Source organism: Microcoleus sp. T3_B1, assembly GCF_036700445.1.
GTDB lineage: Bacteria > Cyanobacteriota > Cyanobacteriia > Cyanobacteriales > Microcoleaceae > Microcoleus.
In genome coordinates, this window is sequence record NZ_JAUBOX010000027.1 from 50,171 (window position 1) to 66,798 (window position 16,628).

Annotated in this window: 9 protein-coding genes; all 9 read right to left on the reverse strand. The window is 46.2% G+C overall.

Going from position 1 to position 16,628, the window contains the following annotated elements; genetic code table 11:
• Positions 1-23: 23 nt before the first annotated feature.
• The 9 genes from QT990_RS16555 to QT990_RS16595 all read right to left on the reverse strand — a co-directional run bounded on the left by QT990_RS16555 (position 24) and on the right by QT990_RS16595 (position 16,466).
• Positions 24-2,507 carry a CHAT domain-containing tetratricopeptide repeat protein gene (locus QT990_RS16555; protein WP_333460379.1) on the reverse strand — a complete coding sequence of 828 codons (2,484 nt, stop codon included), beginning with the start codon at positions 2,505-2,507 and terminating at the stop codon, positions 24-26.
• A gap of 89 nt (positions 2,508-2,596) precedes the next feature.
• A complete protein-coding gene (locus tag QT990_RS16560; protein ID WP_333465499.1) occupies positions 2,597-4,876 on the reverse strand; it encodes a CHAT domain-containing tetratricopeptide repeat protein in 2,280 nt (759 codons plus the stop codon).
• 62 nt (positions 4,877-4,938) lie between these two features.
• Positions 4,939-6,996, reverse strand: coding sequence for a caspase family protein (locus tag QT990_RS16565; protein ID WP_333460382.1), 2,058 nt, complete (start codon positions 6,994-6,996; stop codon positions 4,939-4,941).
• Positions 6,997-7,455: 459 nt separating this feature from the next.
• Complete coding sequence (locus QT990_RS16570) at positions 7,456-8,397, reverse strand: ParB/RepB/Spo0J family partition protein (protein ID WP_333465500.1); 942 nt, start codon at positions 8,395-8,397, stop codon at positions 7,456-7,458.
• On the reverse strand, positions 8,394-9,149 hold the full coding sequence (locus QT990_RS16575) for a ParA family protein (RefSeq protein WP_333465501.1): 756 nt from the start codon (positions 9,147-9,149) through the stop codon (positions 8,394-8,396). Before QT990_RS16575 ends, QT990_RS16570 begins: the two co-directional genes overlap by 4 nt.
• Positions 9,150-9,353: 204 nt before the next feature.
• A complete protein-coding gene (locus tag QT990_RS16580; protein ID WP_333465502.1) occupies positions 9,354-11,696 on the reverse strand; it encodes an ATP-binding protein in 2,343 nt (780 codons plus the stop codon).
• Positions 11,697-12,414: 718 nt separating this feature from the next.
• On the reverse strand, positions 12,415-13,218 hold the full coding sequence (locus QT990_RS16585; protein ID WP_333465503.1) for a hypothetical protein: 804 nt from the start codon (positions 13,216-13,218) through the stop codon (positions 12,415-12,417).
• Between the two features lie 109 nt (positions 13,219-13,327).
• Entirely contained in the window at positions 13,328-15,385 is a 2,058-nt protein-coding gene (locus tag QT990_RS16590; RefSeq protein ID WP_333465504.1) for a hypothetical protein, read from the reverse strand.
• Between the two features lie 376 nt (positions 15,386-15,761).
• On the reverse strand, positions 15,762-16,466 hold the full coding sequence (locus tag QT990_RS16595; protein WP_333465505.1) for a hypothetical protein: 705 nt from the start codon (positions 16,464-16,466) through the stop codon (positions 15,762-15,764).
• Between the last annotated feature and the right edge of the window lie 162 nt (positions 16,467-16,628).

Genomic DNA, 16,628 nt, shown 5'->3' on the forward strand with positions numbered 1-16,628 from the left:
TTGTAATTATATTGAAAAGTTTTTCAGCTTGGGCTGTCAGCATCCACAGGTTTCGATGCCCACTCTGCTTCACCTATCAGTGTAAAGGCTGCCCAAGATCGGGGGTTAGGATTTTGTTTCATTGTCATTAGCATCGCTTGTCGCAATGCTTGAGCTTTGTCGAGGTTGTTTTTAAGATTTTGATAAAATGCAGTCATTAAGAATGCAGTAGGGATATCTGGTACTGCCCACAAGGACACAACAATACTGGAAACACCAGCAGAAATGAACGACCGTGACAACCCCACCACACCATCTCCTGTAACTCTACCTCGCCCTGTGTCGCACGCACTTAAAACTAATAGTTCAGCATTAAGTTCCAGACCTAAAATTTCTTCAGGGGTGAGTATACCGTCATCTTCCCCGCAGGGTGCGAGAGCGATCGCCCCTGGTACGCCCTTACCCTTGAAGTCATCCAGTAACCCGTGGGTGGCTAAGTGAATAATCCTTGCCTTTGGCATCTTTTGTAAAATGGTGTTCTTAGTAGCTTTGTCACCTGTCAGGACTTGAGTCTTCAGAAGACGAGCAATCTCGATAGCTTCGTGTTGAGAACCGGGTAGAGGTCTTAAATGCCTGGGCGGTTGCCCAATCTCCGACGTTATTTTGGGCATTGTCGGATTGCCCACTATTAGCGCTTCGGACTCTAACTCTTTGGCTCGTTGCTGTTGATGACGAGTTAAGTCTAAAACTTGAATTGAAGGAGCTGTAAGGAGGGTATGTTTTTCAATCAGATATTTGCCTTCAGTGTCTTGCAAAGCAGGAAAGGGAAGAAGAAATAAAGCTCCTTGAGGGATGAAAGTAACATGAGCATTTGCATCCGTTGGCAAGAAGTCTTCAATGGGTAGAATTAAAAGGTCGTAGAGTTTCCGTAAAAACTCTTTTTCAGATTGCTGAAACTCAGGGTCGCTAACCACTACCGCATCGCGCCCCCTTGCCCCAATAAATTGACGGGAACTAATTACTAACTCCGCCAGCGATTTTTTATGTAGTTGCCATAAAGGTTTGAGATCGACTTGGCGAAAATATACTTTTCCAGTTGGTTGAATTACCCAAATAAAAAGTTCAGATTCCTGGCTGTTCTCTTGGCCTTGGACTTGGAACTCCTTATAAATGATTGAATATTCAACGAATGTGGCATTCTGAGCTTTAGTAATTTGTTTAATTTTATGAATAGTTGGTAATTCAAGATTTAAGTGAGTAGCTGTGGCAGCAGATAATCGCCTTGATAATAACTCTACAAATGCACGGGCTCGTCCCCGTTCAGCCACTTCCAGTGCCGGAGCAATTTTATTCTGAAGTATGAGAACTTTTTGCAAATGATTATAGGTACGAGATTGTTCTTCAAAAATCGACACTTTATAGGCATCATTGCTACCTAATCTTGCTCTTAGAGACTCCCAAACTTCAATTCCAGCCAGTAATGTTTTTTCTGCGTTCATAAAATTGCCAGATTGCCAGAAAGTATAGCCTAGATTATTCAAAGATTGCGCCTCTCCCAGACTGTCTTGAATTTCCCGTGCAATTTCTAAAGTCTTTTGATAGTAATTGATTGCTAGGGTGCAGTCTCCTTGGGAAAGGTAAACATTTCCTAAATTTCCTAGAGACCGTCCTTCCCCTTGCGGATCTCCAATTTGGCGTGCGATCGCCAGGCTTCTTTTATGGTATTCAATCGCCTTGGTACACTCTTCTAGGGCGAGATAAACACTTCCCAAATTTCCCAGAGCTTGCTCTTGTCCTAGGCAATCTCCAATTTCGTATGCGATCGTCAAACTCCTTTCATAGCAATTAATCGCCTTGGCATATTCTTTCAGGGGAAGGTAAGCATTTCCCAAATTTCCCAAAGCCTGCTCCTCTCCCAAACGATCCTGAAATTCCCGGGCAATAACCCAGCATTGCTTGTAGCACTCAATTGCTTTAATATACTCTCCCAAAGCTAGGTAAGCATTTCCCAAATTTCCCAAAGCCTGCCCCTCCCCGTGGCGGTCTTTGATTTTCAGCCTAATTGCCAAACTCTGCTGCTGGTAATCAATTGCTTTGATATACTCTCCCAAAGCTAGGTAAGCATTTCCTAAATTCCCTAAAGCTTGTCCTTCCCAATACTGATCTTTCAGCTTCCGTGCAATTGCCAGACTTTGCTGTTGGTAGTCAATTGCTTGGATATAATTTCCTAGTGCTTCGGAAACATTTCCCAAATTTCCTAGAGCTTGTCCCTCTCCGCGCCGATCTTTGAGCTCCAGTGCAATTGCTAGATCTTGTTCATAGCACTTAATTGCCTCAACATAATTTCCTAATTCCTTATACACAATCCCCAAGTTTCCCCAAACTACCCCCTCTCTGTGGCGATCTTCAAGTTTTTGATATATAGTCAGTGCTTGTTTCCAAAAGATTAAGGCAGATTCAAATTGACTGGCTTGATACTGCATAAAACCCTGCATAAACAGTATGTCTGCTAAAGTTTTCGATTGCATCACGCACATCTCCTAGTTTCTACCTATTTATACTGTCCCGATCTTGCCATCTCTACTTTTTGCAATCAAAACTCAGTTAGATTCCCTGCTTATTCCGCTTCACCAATTAGTGTAAATGCGGCCCAAGATCGCAAGCTATTTGGATGCTGTATCATGCTCGTTAACATCGCCTGACGCAGTGCTTGAGCTTTATCGAAACCTCGATCTAGATTTTGATAGAAATCCACCATTAATTCTGCCGTTGCAGCATCAAAGACCGCCCATAGAGATACAATTACACTCTTGACTCCGGCAGAAATCAGGGAGCGAGATAACCCCGTAACACCGTCTCCAGTCAAGCGACCTCTACCTGTATTGCAAGCACTCAAGACAACGAGTTCAGCGTTGAGCTGCATCTGTAAGATTTCTCCTGCCGTAAGCAGTCCGTTATCTTCCCCTGATGGAGCTAGAGCGATCGCCCCTGGAATCTCCGCGCCTGTAAAGTCATCTAGTAACCCGTGAGTGGCTAGGTGAATAATCCGTGCTTCAGTCATTTGTTGTGCGATGTTTTTTTTAGTAGCTGCATCACCAATGATGGCTTTAGTTTTGAAAAGCTTGGCAATCTCAATTGCTTCGCGTTCAGCACCAGGAAGAGATCTTAACCGTTGAGGGGGTTTTCCAATTTCAAGGCAAACCTGGGGCATTGTCGGATTGCCTACCACCAATATATCATTATTTTTTCCTCGTATTTGCTGCCGTTGCCGGTGGGTTAAATCTAGAATTTGGATGGAAGGGGCTGTGAGAATCGTATGTTTTTCAATTAAGTATTTACCGTTAGCATCTTGTAGAGCTGGGAAAGGAACTAGAAATAAAGATTCGTGAGGGATAAAAATGACCTTTTCATTAACATTTTTTGGCAGACAATCAGCAATAGGTTGGATTAGTATTTCATGGATATGCTGTAGATTTTGGTCGTCTGTGTTTGTTGAGTCAGGGGTGTTAACTGGCAAAGCGTCCCGTCCCCTAACACCTATGGATTCGCGGGTCGTGCTGACGAAATCTGCAAGCGCTGTGTTATGTTTCTGCCATAATGGTTTGAGGTTAACCCTCTGAAACGTAACTGTACCTAGCGGCTGTATTACCCAAATAAACAGTTCTGATTCCTTGGCTTGTAGTTTCCCTTCAGTTCTAAACCCATCGTAGATAATCGAGTATTCAACAAGAGTGGCATTGTGTTCTGTGGCTATTTGCTTGATGTGTTCAATTTTGGGTAGAGTTCCTGTAAATTTAGAATCGGTACGTTCTCGCAGTTTGCCAGCTAAAAACTCTACGAACATACGAGAACGCCCGCGCTCTGAAATTTCTAAGGCTTCTTCAAGTTTGTTTTGGTCAATCAGAGCTGTTTGCAGAAGGCGATAGGTTAAATCTTGTGTTTCAAAAAATGACACTTTTGGCGCAACATCTTCGCCTAATTCTGACCGCAGAGATTCCCCTATTTGAATAGCCTCATATAGATAAATTGTCGCTTTTTCAAAATCGCCACACTTTAATAAAGCATCACCTAGATTTTTTAGAGAATCTACTTCCCCGATCCGATATTTGATTTCTCGAATAATCGACAAACTCTGCTGGTGGTGTTCAATCTCTCTTTGATAGTCCCCTAGCTCACCGTAAACCAGTCCCAGTCTTCCTATAGTATGTGCTTCACCCCGACGGTCTCCAATTTCTTGCTTAATTTTTAAACTTTTTTGATAAGATTTAATAGCTTTATTAAGTTCTCCTGTAACATAGTAAAACCATCCTAAATTACCCAAAACATTCGCTTGTTCGCGAATATCTTTAAGTTTTTGGGTTAGTTTAAGACTTTTTTCTAAATAGTCTATTGCTTTGTCATAGTCTCCTATAATTTGGCAGGCATTTCCTAGATTACCTAGAGCTGCTGCTTGCATCCGAATGTCTGGGATATTCTGGGCAATTTCTAAACCCTGTTCGTAATAATTAATTGCTGGTTCGTATCGTCCCAGGTCAATGTAAACATTTCCTAGATTAATCAGGACATCTCCTGAGCCTTTATAGTCTTGGATTTCTATGGCGATCGCCATAGCCTTGTCCAGGTAATCAATTGCTTTTGCATAGTCTCCTAGACCTTCGCAAGCTAGCCCTAAATTTGTCAAAACTGCTCCTTCTGCCTGCCGGATACCAAGTTCTCGATAGATGCCAAGTGACTTGTTCCAAGAATGTAAAGCAGCTTCAAATTGACAGGCATGAAACTGATCGTAACCTTGCATAAGTAGCAAATCTGCACGTTGCAGAAGGCGGCGATTTAGGGATGAATTACTCTCTTGATTTGCCTTCAAACTTTCTGCCTCTTGACCGCTGGAACTGTCCATAATAATTTGTTGATAATCTTGTTGTTTTTGTGACTCCTAGCTAATGTCTAAAAAGGGCGATTTCACACTCGCATTTTGGGAGAAGCCGCTAGCTTTTCACTATGCAGGGTTCTGCGTTGCAGGAAAAAAGAACGTTCTACTGTTGTCCACTCCTCATTCGGCGGTAGACTGGTAGGCCGAGCATCACGCTCGCCGTTCCCCGTCAGTGCCATATCCAGTAACTGCTCCAAAAGCGTGTCGCTTTGTCGCGAGCCGGACTGTAGCAATACGCTAAAGTCTACTGGGTAAGTTGTGGCAAAGACCTTGAAAGTTTCAGTTCCTCCAGATTGGGAATTGGGAAATTTATCTGGAAGGTACAATTCTATCGGTTGACCTTGGCGTGCGCCAATTTTGACGTATTTACTGGGTTGAAACTGCTGGTTGGCTCCTGCAACCGGGTAGAGCGGAATTATCCCGTAAGTCAGCCCGAAGTCTAGAACACTGACATAGATCGGTTCATTATGATGGTTAACGATCTCAAATATCAGGCGAGCTCCGTCTTCAAAAACAATCAGTCCGCTATCATCTTCTGGTTTAGCCTCTACCCAGTTGCCATCAAAAGTCTGTCGCTTCAGGATGAACTCCACTTGGCCGTTAAGTAAGCTTTGGAGGTTGGGGTTATTGAGAGCTAACGCCGAGCGATAGCGCACGATTTTCTCTAAGTTTTCGCGTATTATGACCTCAGCGCTGGCTTCGTCCACAGCACGAGTCGGCATCATAAGCTGACCATCAGCTCCCACTACAGCCCAAGTTGGTTTAGTAATGGCTCCCAACTGGGGGACAGGAGTGCCTTCTCTGATTTCTGTGCGGGGTGCGATGATATAAACCCGTGCATCAGCAGGTTCGCCCTCTTCAGTTTGGCGCAGCAGTGCTGAGGAGGAAATCATATCTAGCAACTCATTCACATTCGCTTCACAGTCCATCTGCATTTGGATTTGTACCTTCAGGCGCATCTCGCCATAGAAGTGAGCTTCTTCTACAGCTCTAGTCCCTGCGGTAATAGAGCCAGTCAGATTTTCTTCAACAATCTCGGCATCAGATGTCACGGCGCGGACAGCCGTAATCTTTACCGTACCGAGTTTTTGAGTTTCCTTAGCTACTTGTTTGGTTCCTGATTGGTAAATAGCCCATTGCGAACCCGCAGTGAGTCCGTGAGCTGCGCCTGCGCCCAAGGTGACTCGATTGCCTGTGCGCTCCTTGAGCAATACAAAGCGGACAGGTTGGATTTCCCGCACGTTGAAGAGTTCCCTATCCCCCGCTCCTTCCATCTGCGGGTGCTGGGAAGAGTATTTTGCTGTCACTGAGGTACTCGTGCGTTCAAAGATATCGCGATAGGTTGTGCCTGACTTGGCTTGTCGCAATTGCTGGCACAAGAAATACGTCAAGGCTCCGTGGTAAGTTTTGCTGTTATCTTGCGTTATGGAGTGTTCGTAAGCTTTCTCCTCAGCACTACAGCCAGCGATGAGTACATACCGCTGACTAAGGGGTAACCAGCCACTAGAACCAACATCCCGCTGCGTTCCTCTAAGCAGAGTATTAGCTACAGGCGATGGTGGGAGTTCTTCAATTGGACGGGTATCGGGTTCAATCCAGCGATCGCTAGTGCCAAAAGTGTCGCGGACGATGCCCCCTGAGTGACAGGAATCGAAGAGGAGGGTTATGTACGGGGTCTTCTCGCTCAGGCGCAACAGCCAGTCGTAGAGTTCGTCGTCTGTGAGATCGCGGTTTTCGTGGGGATAGCGCCCACTATCCCAAGGCACAATGGTTTCGTCCATGCCATCGGGTTTGTCGCCCTCGCGGTCAGTCATCCGGGAGCCGTGACCGCTGTAGTGGATGACCGCAATATCGTCAGAGCCTACACGTTCTACTAATTGCTGTAAAGCCGTCAGAATATTGTCGCGGGTGGCCTGTTTGTCCAACAATTGAGTGATGTGTGCTTCTAAAAAGCCAAAGTTTTCTTGCAGGATTTTGGTCATTAGCTCTACATCGTTCACACAGCCTTGGAGTTGGCGTACATATTTGTATTTGTTGATGCCAATTAGCAAGGCCCACTTATTGTTTTTCACTGCACTGCTGCTCATAACCAGTCTACCTCGCCCGATTAACGCTCTCATTAACTTGCTCAGAATTCTGCTTCCGCTTGCACTCCTGCATGCTCCAACGACAGTGTCGCCAACGCTGGTAAAGACAATATTTTTGGCTTCCTTTTCAATAGTTCAGAGAGGTCTCAACTGAAGAGCTGCGATCGCGCTCTCGAAGCAGGTAGGCAGGGTCTACAGGAATTCCCTAAAATTATAACTTCAGGGAAAGCTGCTTGTAATACAGCAATGGCAGTGTTGGCTCCATGAGGATTGGCAATGGCTGCGGTCATTGCAGCCGTAACAATAAGCTGAAGAGCCGATGCGCGTTGTATAGTCGAGACTAGCATTCTGCCCGTTCCATAAGGATTTCCGAAGCGCAGCGGCTGTGAAATTTAGATTCACAGTAGCTTGATGTGAAAAGAAGCGAGTAATTTAAGTAGCCCCGCTTTAAAATCAGCTTCAATTTTCCAATCCCTCACCCACCAATGCTTCCAGTTCAGCTAACAGCTTCTCTAGTTTCTTTTGCTTTTTGGGGTCATCCCAAACCTTAGACTTTTTCACTCGCTGCAAAGCTGCATCTACGCGACTTTTAAGCGATCGATCCGGTGCAGTCGCCGGACCTGTATTTTGGGCTTTTAAATCGGCAATGCGCTGTTTGATTTGGGTCAGAGAGAGGTCGAGAGCGATCGCCTCCTCTAGTAATTGGGAGCGCTCCGAGCTATCCTTAACTCGGGCAATCGCTCTGGCTTTGGTATATTCAATCCGTCCTTTCCGCAGCGCTCCAATCACATCATCTGGCAGGTTCAGCAAGGGGAGGCGATTGGTTCGGAAACTCTCTGGAGTGTACTTCCCAACGAGTGCAAATATATCGATTACTATTTGCCAGTCCGAGCTGTGGATAACGTTATCCACAGCTCCGCGTTCCGGGTGAGCGGCCGCTCCGAGCAAAGCAATAACTGACGAAAAGGTAGAGTTCAATTTCATTGCCAACAATTGCAGAATCCCCTCGGTTTCCTCAATCGCATTCAAATCTTCCCGCTGCAAGTTCTCCAGCAGTGCAATTTGCAGAGCCTCTGTGTCTGTCAGTTCCCGAATTACGACAGGAACTTCAGTCAAGCCTAACGACGACGCGGCTCGATAGCGCCGTTCTCCCGCTACCAATTCGTACTTGTTGCCATCTATGGGGCGTACCAGGAGCGGTTGCAGAATTCCTAGCTGCTTGACTGACTCCACCAGTTCTTGCATAGCTGTCGGATCGAAATAGCGGCGTGGCTGCTGCTGGGGCAAGACAATTTTGTGTATTGAGACAAGTTCGGATGCGGCATCTTCGCTGTCGCTGGTTCCTAATAGAGCCTCAACCCCTTTGATTTGATAAGGCTGACTGTCGCGCTTTTGATTCATGCCAGAGCTAAGAGTCCTTGTGCAATAGTATCGAGTACGGCGACGGCTGGATGTTTTGGATTGTACACGACCAGAGGTACGTGTTGCTGTGACGCATCGGCGAAAGCGACAGTCCGAGGCACGGCAGGGTAAATCGCACCAATCTTCTCCAGAGAAGTAGTAATTGACTGCAAACTTTGAAAGGCCTGTACAGTACGGGTATCGTACAGCGTCGGAATCACTCCAGCAATCTGCAATTTCCGATTAGCGCGTTTTCTGACGCGAGCAATGGTTTGCAACAGCAATTCTGTTCCTTTGAGAGCTTTATATTCAGTCTGAATCGGAATTAAGACGTGAGTGGAGGCAACTAGGCTGATATAGGATAGGATGCCTAGCGAGGGAGGGCAGTCTATCAATATGAAGTCATAGTGCGAGCTAAGGGGGTCAATGACTTCTTTTAGGCGACTATCTCTCATGTCAGCCACCACCAGTTCCAGCTCTGCTCCGCTCAAATTAATATTAGAAGGGAGCAAGTCCATGTTGTGAAGGTTTTTGCGGAGCGCCGCGTCAGAACCGTTCATAATGGACTCGTAGACAGTTTCCTGCAACTCAGATGGCTCCAAGCCCATGAAGGCGGTAAGTGAGGCTTGGGGGTCCATATCTACTAACAAGACTTTTTGCGAACGCTTCGCCAAATGGTAGCCTAAATTCATTGTCAAACTGGTTTTGGAGACGCCACCTGACTGGTTGAACAGCGCAATAATTTTGCTCATCTATTTTTAAGCACGCAATAAACGTGTTGATTCAACAACAATATTAGTGGACTGCGGCTTATTCTAGGCTAATCTTTGAAATAACTTTGAGAACCGCCTCTGATAACTGCGATCGCAGTTAGCATTGAACTATCGCAGTTATCATTGAACTAGAGATGTTCAGCGCAGTCCCTACCCATAATCTTGGATTTGGGTGGGGTTCGTTCAAAGGTAGTGTTGAGTTAAATCGCTGATAATATCTAAGCTCATATTGTCAACTAATTTAGTCAGAGCCGCAGCAAGAGGCTTCTGCGACAGGGGAATTCGCTCAATCAACAGCCTTACCGCTTGCTCGTCTCCACAAGCGGCTGCTTTATAAAGCTTCTCAATCGACTCCCTCGGCAACACAGATAGCGACTCAGAAGTCAGTTGCACAACAGGCTCATCCTGTTCGGACTTCCTAGACGACTCCTCTTCATAGATATAGCGAACTCCCAAATGAAGCGCCATCTTCTCAAAAATTACTGTTTCTCGGAACGGTTTGGCAACAAAGTCATCGAAGCCATTCGACAAAGCGAGTTTCTTGGTTTCAACAAACGCATTAGCGCTCAAAGCAATAATTTTTGTATTGGAGCCGTCAGGCAGAGAACGAATTTTTCGAGCCGCTTGAAAGCCGTCTAAAAGCGGCATTTTCAAATCCATCCAAATTAAATCCGGCTTGTACTTTTGCCACAATTTAACAGCCTCAGTTCCGTTATCCGCAAACCACAAAAGAAAGCCGGCTGACTTCAATATCTGAGTTAGTAGCAACCGATTTGCAGACTCATCGTCCGCTACCAGAATGCGATAATTTTGTTGGTTGGGTGCCAGTCCATTCACTTGTTTTTGAGGCTGGATGTCACGGACTTCGCTCTGTGTTGCACGACTCACTTTAATGTAAAAACTGAAAACCGTTCCTTTCCCCACAGAACTTTTGACCTTAATATCGCCACCCATCAGCTTGACGAAAGAGCGGCTGATGGGCAATCCCAAGCCCGTTCCCGTTTGTGATTTCCTGCCAGTTGCTGTTTGCACGAACGGCTTGAACAAAATGCTAAGCTCGTCAGGCGCAATACCAGGACCTGTATCCTTCACTGAGAACTGGAGAAAGAATTTGGGTAACGGTTTTTTTGCCAGCGGCTGAAGGCATTTTACAGTCAGCTTCACCCTACCCGCCTCAGTAAATTTAACAGCATTACCTAACAAATTAATCAAAACTTGACGCAGCTTGCTTTCATCAGTTCGGATGTATTGCGGCACATCAGAACTGCGTTCAAAAACAAGTTGCAAGCCCGACGACTGAGTTTTGAGCTGAAATAAAAGTTTTAAGTCATCGAGCAAACTGTACAAGTCAACAGCAGTTTCTTCGAGGGTGATTTGACCTGCTTCAATTTTGGACAGCGACAAAATATCGTTGATTAGTTTCAACAAATGCTCGCCGCTGCGATTGATAATATCTAAACTCGACTGCTGTTCCGGTGCAGTTTTTTTAGAGTTTACAAGGAGGTGAGCAAAGCCGATAATCGCATTTAGAGGCGTTCTCAATTCGTGGCTCATATTGGCCAGAAAGGTACTTTTAGCGCGATTGGCACTTTCGGCTGCAATTTTAGCTTGTTTTAGTTCCTTTGTTTTCTGTGCAACTTGCCACTTTAAATCGCCGGAATATTCTTCTAGCTGCTGGCGAGATGCTTTTAACTGGGAATTCATGCGCTCGAAAGCACAAGCTAAGGCTTCGAGTTCGGCAACGCCGCTACCTGAAACTGTTGAGTCGAAGTCGCCGCCAGCTATCGCCTCTGTTGCCGAAATTAACCGCAGCAGCCGCTGTTCTATTCTTAGGGAAATGGACAGCAAAAGGCAGATAGAAAGAACCAAAGCCAGCAGCACGAGCAAAATAGTGTTGCGGGTGTTAGCCTGAACTTTGTCCGTAAAATCGGTTTCAGGGACAACTGCTACAATTAGCCAGTTTAAGCCTTTCGAGTTTTCAAAAGGTCTGACTTGCAGTAAGTATCTAGAGTTGCTGGCGGTAAAGTTAAGATTTTGGCTGCTGTTAATAGCAGCGAGGCTGCCATAATGTTTAAGCAAATACTCTGTTGAAAGCTGGATTACTTGTTGTTGCAGAGCTCGGGCGCTTCTTCGCTGCAGTCCGTCAGCAGAAATAGACGGTTTTGGTTCAGTTACCTCGTTCCGAGCAACTAAATGTCCCGAACGGTCTAAGATAAAGGCTTGACAGTTAGGGCTAATGAGGAAATCGTGCAAGTTGAATGTTGAGGTTGGGGTGGGAAAAGCAGGATTTGTTTTTTGTTGAGGCAATATTGTTTTTGGAGAGTCTGACCCATTTGTTTTCCCATTTGGTTTGATTGTGACTCCGGCTGTTTGACTTGGGGGAAGTTGGTTCACCGAACCAGTTTGCATTTTCTTATAAGTCCCTTCTTCTTTCCCAACCCCAACCCCTTCTTTTAAGTAGTTGTCAAGACGGTCAGAGATGCGGCTCGTTGCTTCTCCCAATAGCTGTGCAACTAAGTCATTCATTGTCTGCCGCCCTGTTTGAAAAGAAAGCCATCCCGTTAGAGCTAGTAAGGTTGAAATTAGGAGAGCGTTGGGGACTGTAAGCACAACGCGCAGCGGGAGGGCAGACTTTTTTTGAACTGAGCTTTTTGGGCTGAACATTGGTTAAAAAAAAGGAGTGGGAATGAGGAAAAAAACGTTCTTCCGAGAAAGTATTACTGCCGAACCGTTCAAAAAATATCTATTTAAGATGTCTATTCAAAACTGATAACTCAGCTTCGCGTTGAGTAGGAAGTAGAAAAGTTCTCCCATCCTCACTCACTATCCCTGCTCACTTTCATTATGCTGTTTGACTAATTGCTATTATTAATAGCGCAGCTTCAAACCAATCAGAATCAGTCAAAAGCCATAAGTTCTCAGAGCGAGCGGTTAGCGACACTGGCTCCCGCCTGACTCAGCGCGGGCAGTATTGAGGAGAGGATTCGCATCTCAACTTTTCGATAATCGGATGGGTAATAGGAAGTTATGAGATTGCCGAGAGCCTCCCCCCAAGCGCTCTTCGGTTATGAGTTATGAGTTAACTACCTTTTTCCCAATTACCTTTTCCTCAACAATTTTGATGAAGCGGAATTTGGAGTGAGGAGACAGTCAGTCAAATTCTCTCCCATTCCCCATTCCCCATTCCCCATTCCCCATTCCCGTTACCTATTCCCGTTACCTATTCCCGCAGCTCCGGCTCCAATCAAAAAGCAGAGCGACTATTAAGAAGCCGAGTAGTTCGGGCTGTTGGCGGTTGTCGCTGTTGAAATCTTGTTCCAGGGTAGTTGAATTCTTCTCGTGCAATGCGGCTCAGCTCGACAATCACAGACAAGTCTACTCCGGCTCGTGCAGCAGCATCGGCCGCCGATAGATTCTGATTTCTTACCAGAGCTAAAAATTGTCGCACGCTGTAGACTACTGGGTCGCTGGCTGCTGTGTAGCCTTTTTGAATGGCAATCAGCAATCCTTTTTCAACATCTGATGCTGCGGGGGCGCGACCTCTATCAACGTTCACAGTCGGCGACATTCTTGGGGTGACGGGAGCGATGCGAATTCCTAAGTGTTCTGGTTCTTTGTTGGTAGGAACGATGTTGAAGTTGTAAAGTCGCTGTTTCCCTTTTGAATCTACAGTTTTGATTGAAAGGTTAGTGATGGTAGCTGTGGTAGCTCCCGGAAAATTGAGCGCTTGAATGGGACGCAAGAAAACAGTTTTGGCTTTGCCGCTTGCCAACTGTGCGTCGGTGCTGAAAACTATTTTTGAGGGGTCGGCAATTAAAACGTAGGCGAGAGCTTCATCGGTTGAGCTGAAGTCGATCGCACTCGCGCGACCGGGATAGACTAAAATATCGATCGCACTATTGACGGCAATGTCTCGACCCACAGTTTGATAGCCTGTGACTGGGGATTGAGCAAAAGCACAGTCGGGGTAGCTTGCAGTAGCGAATACTGCTGTGAACAAAAGCCCTCCGAGGGAAAGCATTCTTGGGGATTGGATGCGATTCGTCATGGCAGTTATTCGTTGATGTTGAGAAAATTGTTGACAGTAGAAACGGGGATTTCCTTTACTAATCGCCGCAGTCGCGTTGGGGCGACTTAACCGTTTACCGACGGTTTGGTTATCGGTAAATGTTGAGAAAGCTGTTAACAGTAATAGAAACCGGGGTTCCTTTATTAACCACAGCTACATTGGGGCGGTTTAAAAGTTCTTCAGTTGCTCTATCTGAGCGGCTTTCCATCCGTTTTGCCAGGGGGCTGAAGAAGCCATCGAGGACGGCTGACCAAATTTGGGGGTCTCGACTTTCAACGGTGGTTGTACTGCCCCCAAACCTACCGCTAATACTGCTAGAGCTCCTGACTTTAGGCTCTGCGAACACTTGACCGACTCGTCCAACTCCCGACAGCACTGCGGTGAGGATATCCTGTCCGGCAACATCGGAACCTGGGTCGAAGTAGCCTGAAGCAATCAACGGCCCAGAGCCCTCTCCTGCAATCAAAATTGCGCCTTCTGGAATGGGCTGCTGTTTAATCTGACCGTTTCTATCTGAGTAGACGAGCGCTACAGCACTAGCTTGTACCATGCGATTGGTTTTGCTGACGGTGTTGGCTTTGACAATGACAACTGTGCCGGCAGGAAAAGCAATAGAGCCGTCAGTTGCCGTGAAGTCGGCTGTGAGGGTGACGGCAAATTTGTCGTAAAGCTGTTTGCCTGAGCCTTCATCCCACAACAGGGGAACCGAAACTATGCCGTTGGCTGTGGTTCCAAGGGGAACCTGAGCTGTTTGGGAGGTTGAAGAACTTTGGGGCGTGCGGTTGAGAATGCCTTTTGCCCCTGGGGAGTTTACTTGTTCTAGGGTTGGGGAGTTTGTTAAGGCAGAAGCCTCTGGAGCAGCTTCAGGGGAAAGGGTTTGAAATTCTGTATCGGCGGGCAAGGACGTTCGGCTCGCGCTCAGTCGAGCCTCCGTCTCGATTGAGTTATCAGTAGAATCGGAACTTGTTTGGGGGGAAAAGGAAGCCGGAGTTAATTGGTTAGTGGGGTTTTGGGAGTTGTCGGTGGTTTCGAGGCTGTCCTCTCCATAAGGAAACTCCGGGTGTAGCCTTTCCCCGCTGGCGTTATTTGGGTGGCTATATAGTTTTTCTGGGATTTGCTCGAAAGAAACGTATGAGGGTTGCGACTTTTGGTTGCCGATATTGACTGTTAGGAATTCAGTTGTTGGAGCTGGCTTTGTCAGAGCGGCGGCGGTAGCGCTTGTTGCCGCTGGAGTGCTTGGTGTTGCACTCACGGCATTCGCTATTCGGTTAGGGTCAAAATTTCCCCTAATTTGTCCGAGTTGGGCGAGTTGGTTCCACCGCTCAAACGGGTCGATTTTTTCTTCGGTTGGAGTTGGAATTAAAGGTGGTGGTACTAACGGTTTGGGTATAGGGGCCGGGGCTGGTGGGGGCGCGGGTGTTCTTTGCGGTATGGGTGCGGGTACTGTTACCGTCCGCACTACTGTTCGGGGTGCGGGTAGGGGTTCGCGTAGAGGAGTAGGTGGCGGTGCAGCGCTCCGGGTAGCGACTAGACGCGGAGTTCGCGGAGTTCGTGGGGTTCTTGACGGTTTGGGCGACGGTTCTGTTTTGGGTTTTGCGGTTTTTTGCGGTTTTTCGGCTAACAGTTTTTGTTGGTCTTGGTAAGCTAATTTAGCCAGCAACTCCGGTTTTTCATCTTTAATGGTGCCAGAAGAGCTTTCTTTTGGTGTTGATTGTGCGATAGCTTCGCGAGGTGATTTAGGCTTGATAAATTGCCAAATCAGCAGTCCTAGCAATAGTATTCCACCAGTCAATAGCAGTATTGTCACTGCTCTAGGAACGCCTCTTTCGGAAACAGGCGGGGGCAGTGGGTTTTCCTCATCTTGAGCGAGTTGATATTGAGTTTCAAGTGTTAGGGGTGCATTGGGGTCGAAATTAGCAATGAAGTTTTCATCAATATCATCGTCAGAAGGGGAAGGGTTTGGAGAGGGAAGGAGTGGGGGAGAGGAAGAGGGGGAGAGTGGGGGGTTTGTGTTGCTGCCGTCAGTTTTATTTGTCTCGACTGATGCACTCGCATGGTTATTCATACTTTTTGTTGTGTGGAAATTGGGGCTGTCGGGGCTGATACTCATTGGATTTTCGGCTGGTGGGGTTGTTGAATTATTCATGATTTGCTGATTAAAATTTTTGTGTTTTCAAACAACTTGAAAAACGAAAGATAGAAGATTGAGGAGCGAGGGAGAGAGAGGGAGAGTGGAAGAGGGGGGGAGTGGGGGAGTGGGAGATTGGGGGAGTGGGGGTGAAAAGTGATTAGAGGTATGCTGTAAATAGGAAGATTTCCCGTTTTTAAGTAGATTGCAGTAGATAGCAACTCTTTTCAATCAAAGGAATTAAAAACCTTAAGCTGCCGTGCATTAAATTTGCAGATTTGGTTGGTGTAATGGGTGGGAAAAACCGTCAATTATTCTCCCTCTCCCCGTCTCCGAATCTCCCACTCCCCCTCTCTCCCCCTCTCCCACTCCCCCCCTCCTCTACTCTTCCCTTCTATGGTTTGAATTCGACAATTCGGGAAATTTCTAATCCGGCTGCTCTCAAAGAGTGAATAGTCTTCTCTAATTCATTAGCGTTTTCTTTGAGAGGGGATTTGGGAATTTCTACGGCTTTGACGGTGAAAGTTCGATTAAACTGTTCTCGGCTTTCTCCAATGCCTTGCTCTAGCACTACGCGAGTAGCAATTACATCTATTTCCCAAACTCCTCTTTTTATTTGTCTGGGTTCTGAGATGTGAGAGATATAAACTCCAGAGCGGGTTTTTCCTGAATAGATGGTGTTGGGAACGAGTTTGGCAAGTTCAACAAGAGAAGCTTTACCAAACTCTGATTCCATCATCAAGGAACCCATCCAAGCAGTTGTAGGAACTTGGGAACCTTTAACTTTAATGCCGGGGTCGGGGTCATTTGTGCCGGGAATTTTGCCTGACCAAGCCCAGGTTAAATTTACCCAACTGGATACAAAATTTTGGATAATTTTCGGCTCTCTGTACAGTTCATCTTGTTCTGAAATTCGTGCTGCGGTTCCGTCTTTTAACTGGACAAAGGTAACTTTTCTTTGAGATAAGGCTCTCAAACTGACTGTATTCACTAAAACAGTAATTGTCAGGAGGAAAACAAAGCTTGTTAGTAGAACAAAGCACAAGGCTAAGGTGTTTTTAGATTCAGGGAGTAAGGGTTGTGATTGTGGAAATTTCATAGTTTTCTTGGAAGGGGAAGGGGAAGGGGAAGGGGAAGGTTAAGAGAAAGGGAGGGAGAAGGGGAGAGGGGGAGGAAAAACAAGTTATTTAGGGAGGGGGAAGAGGAAGGAAAAATCCAGGTTCTTGTTAGCTTTATTGAAGAAAGAAAAGCGAAAGTTTAT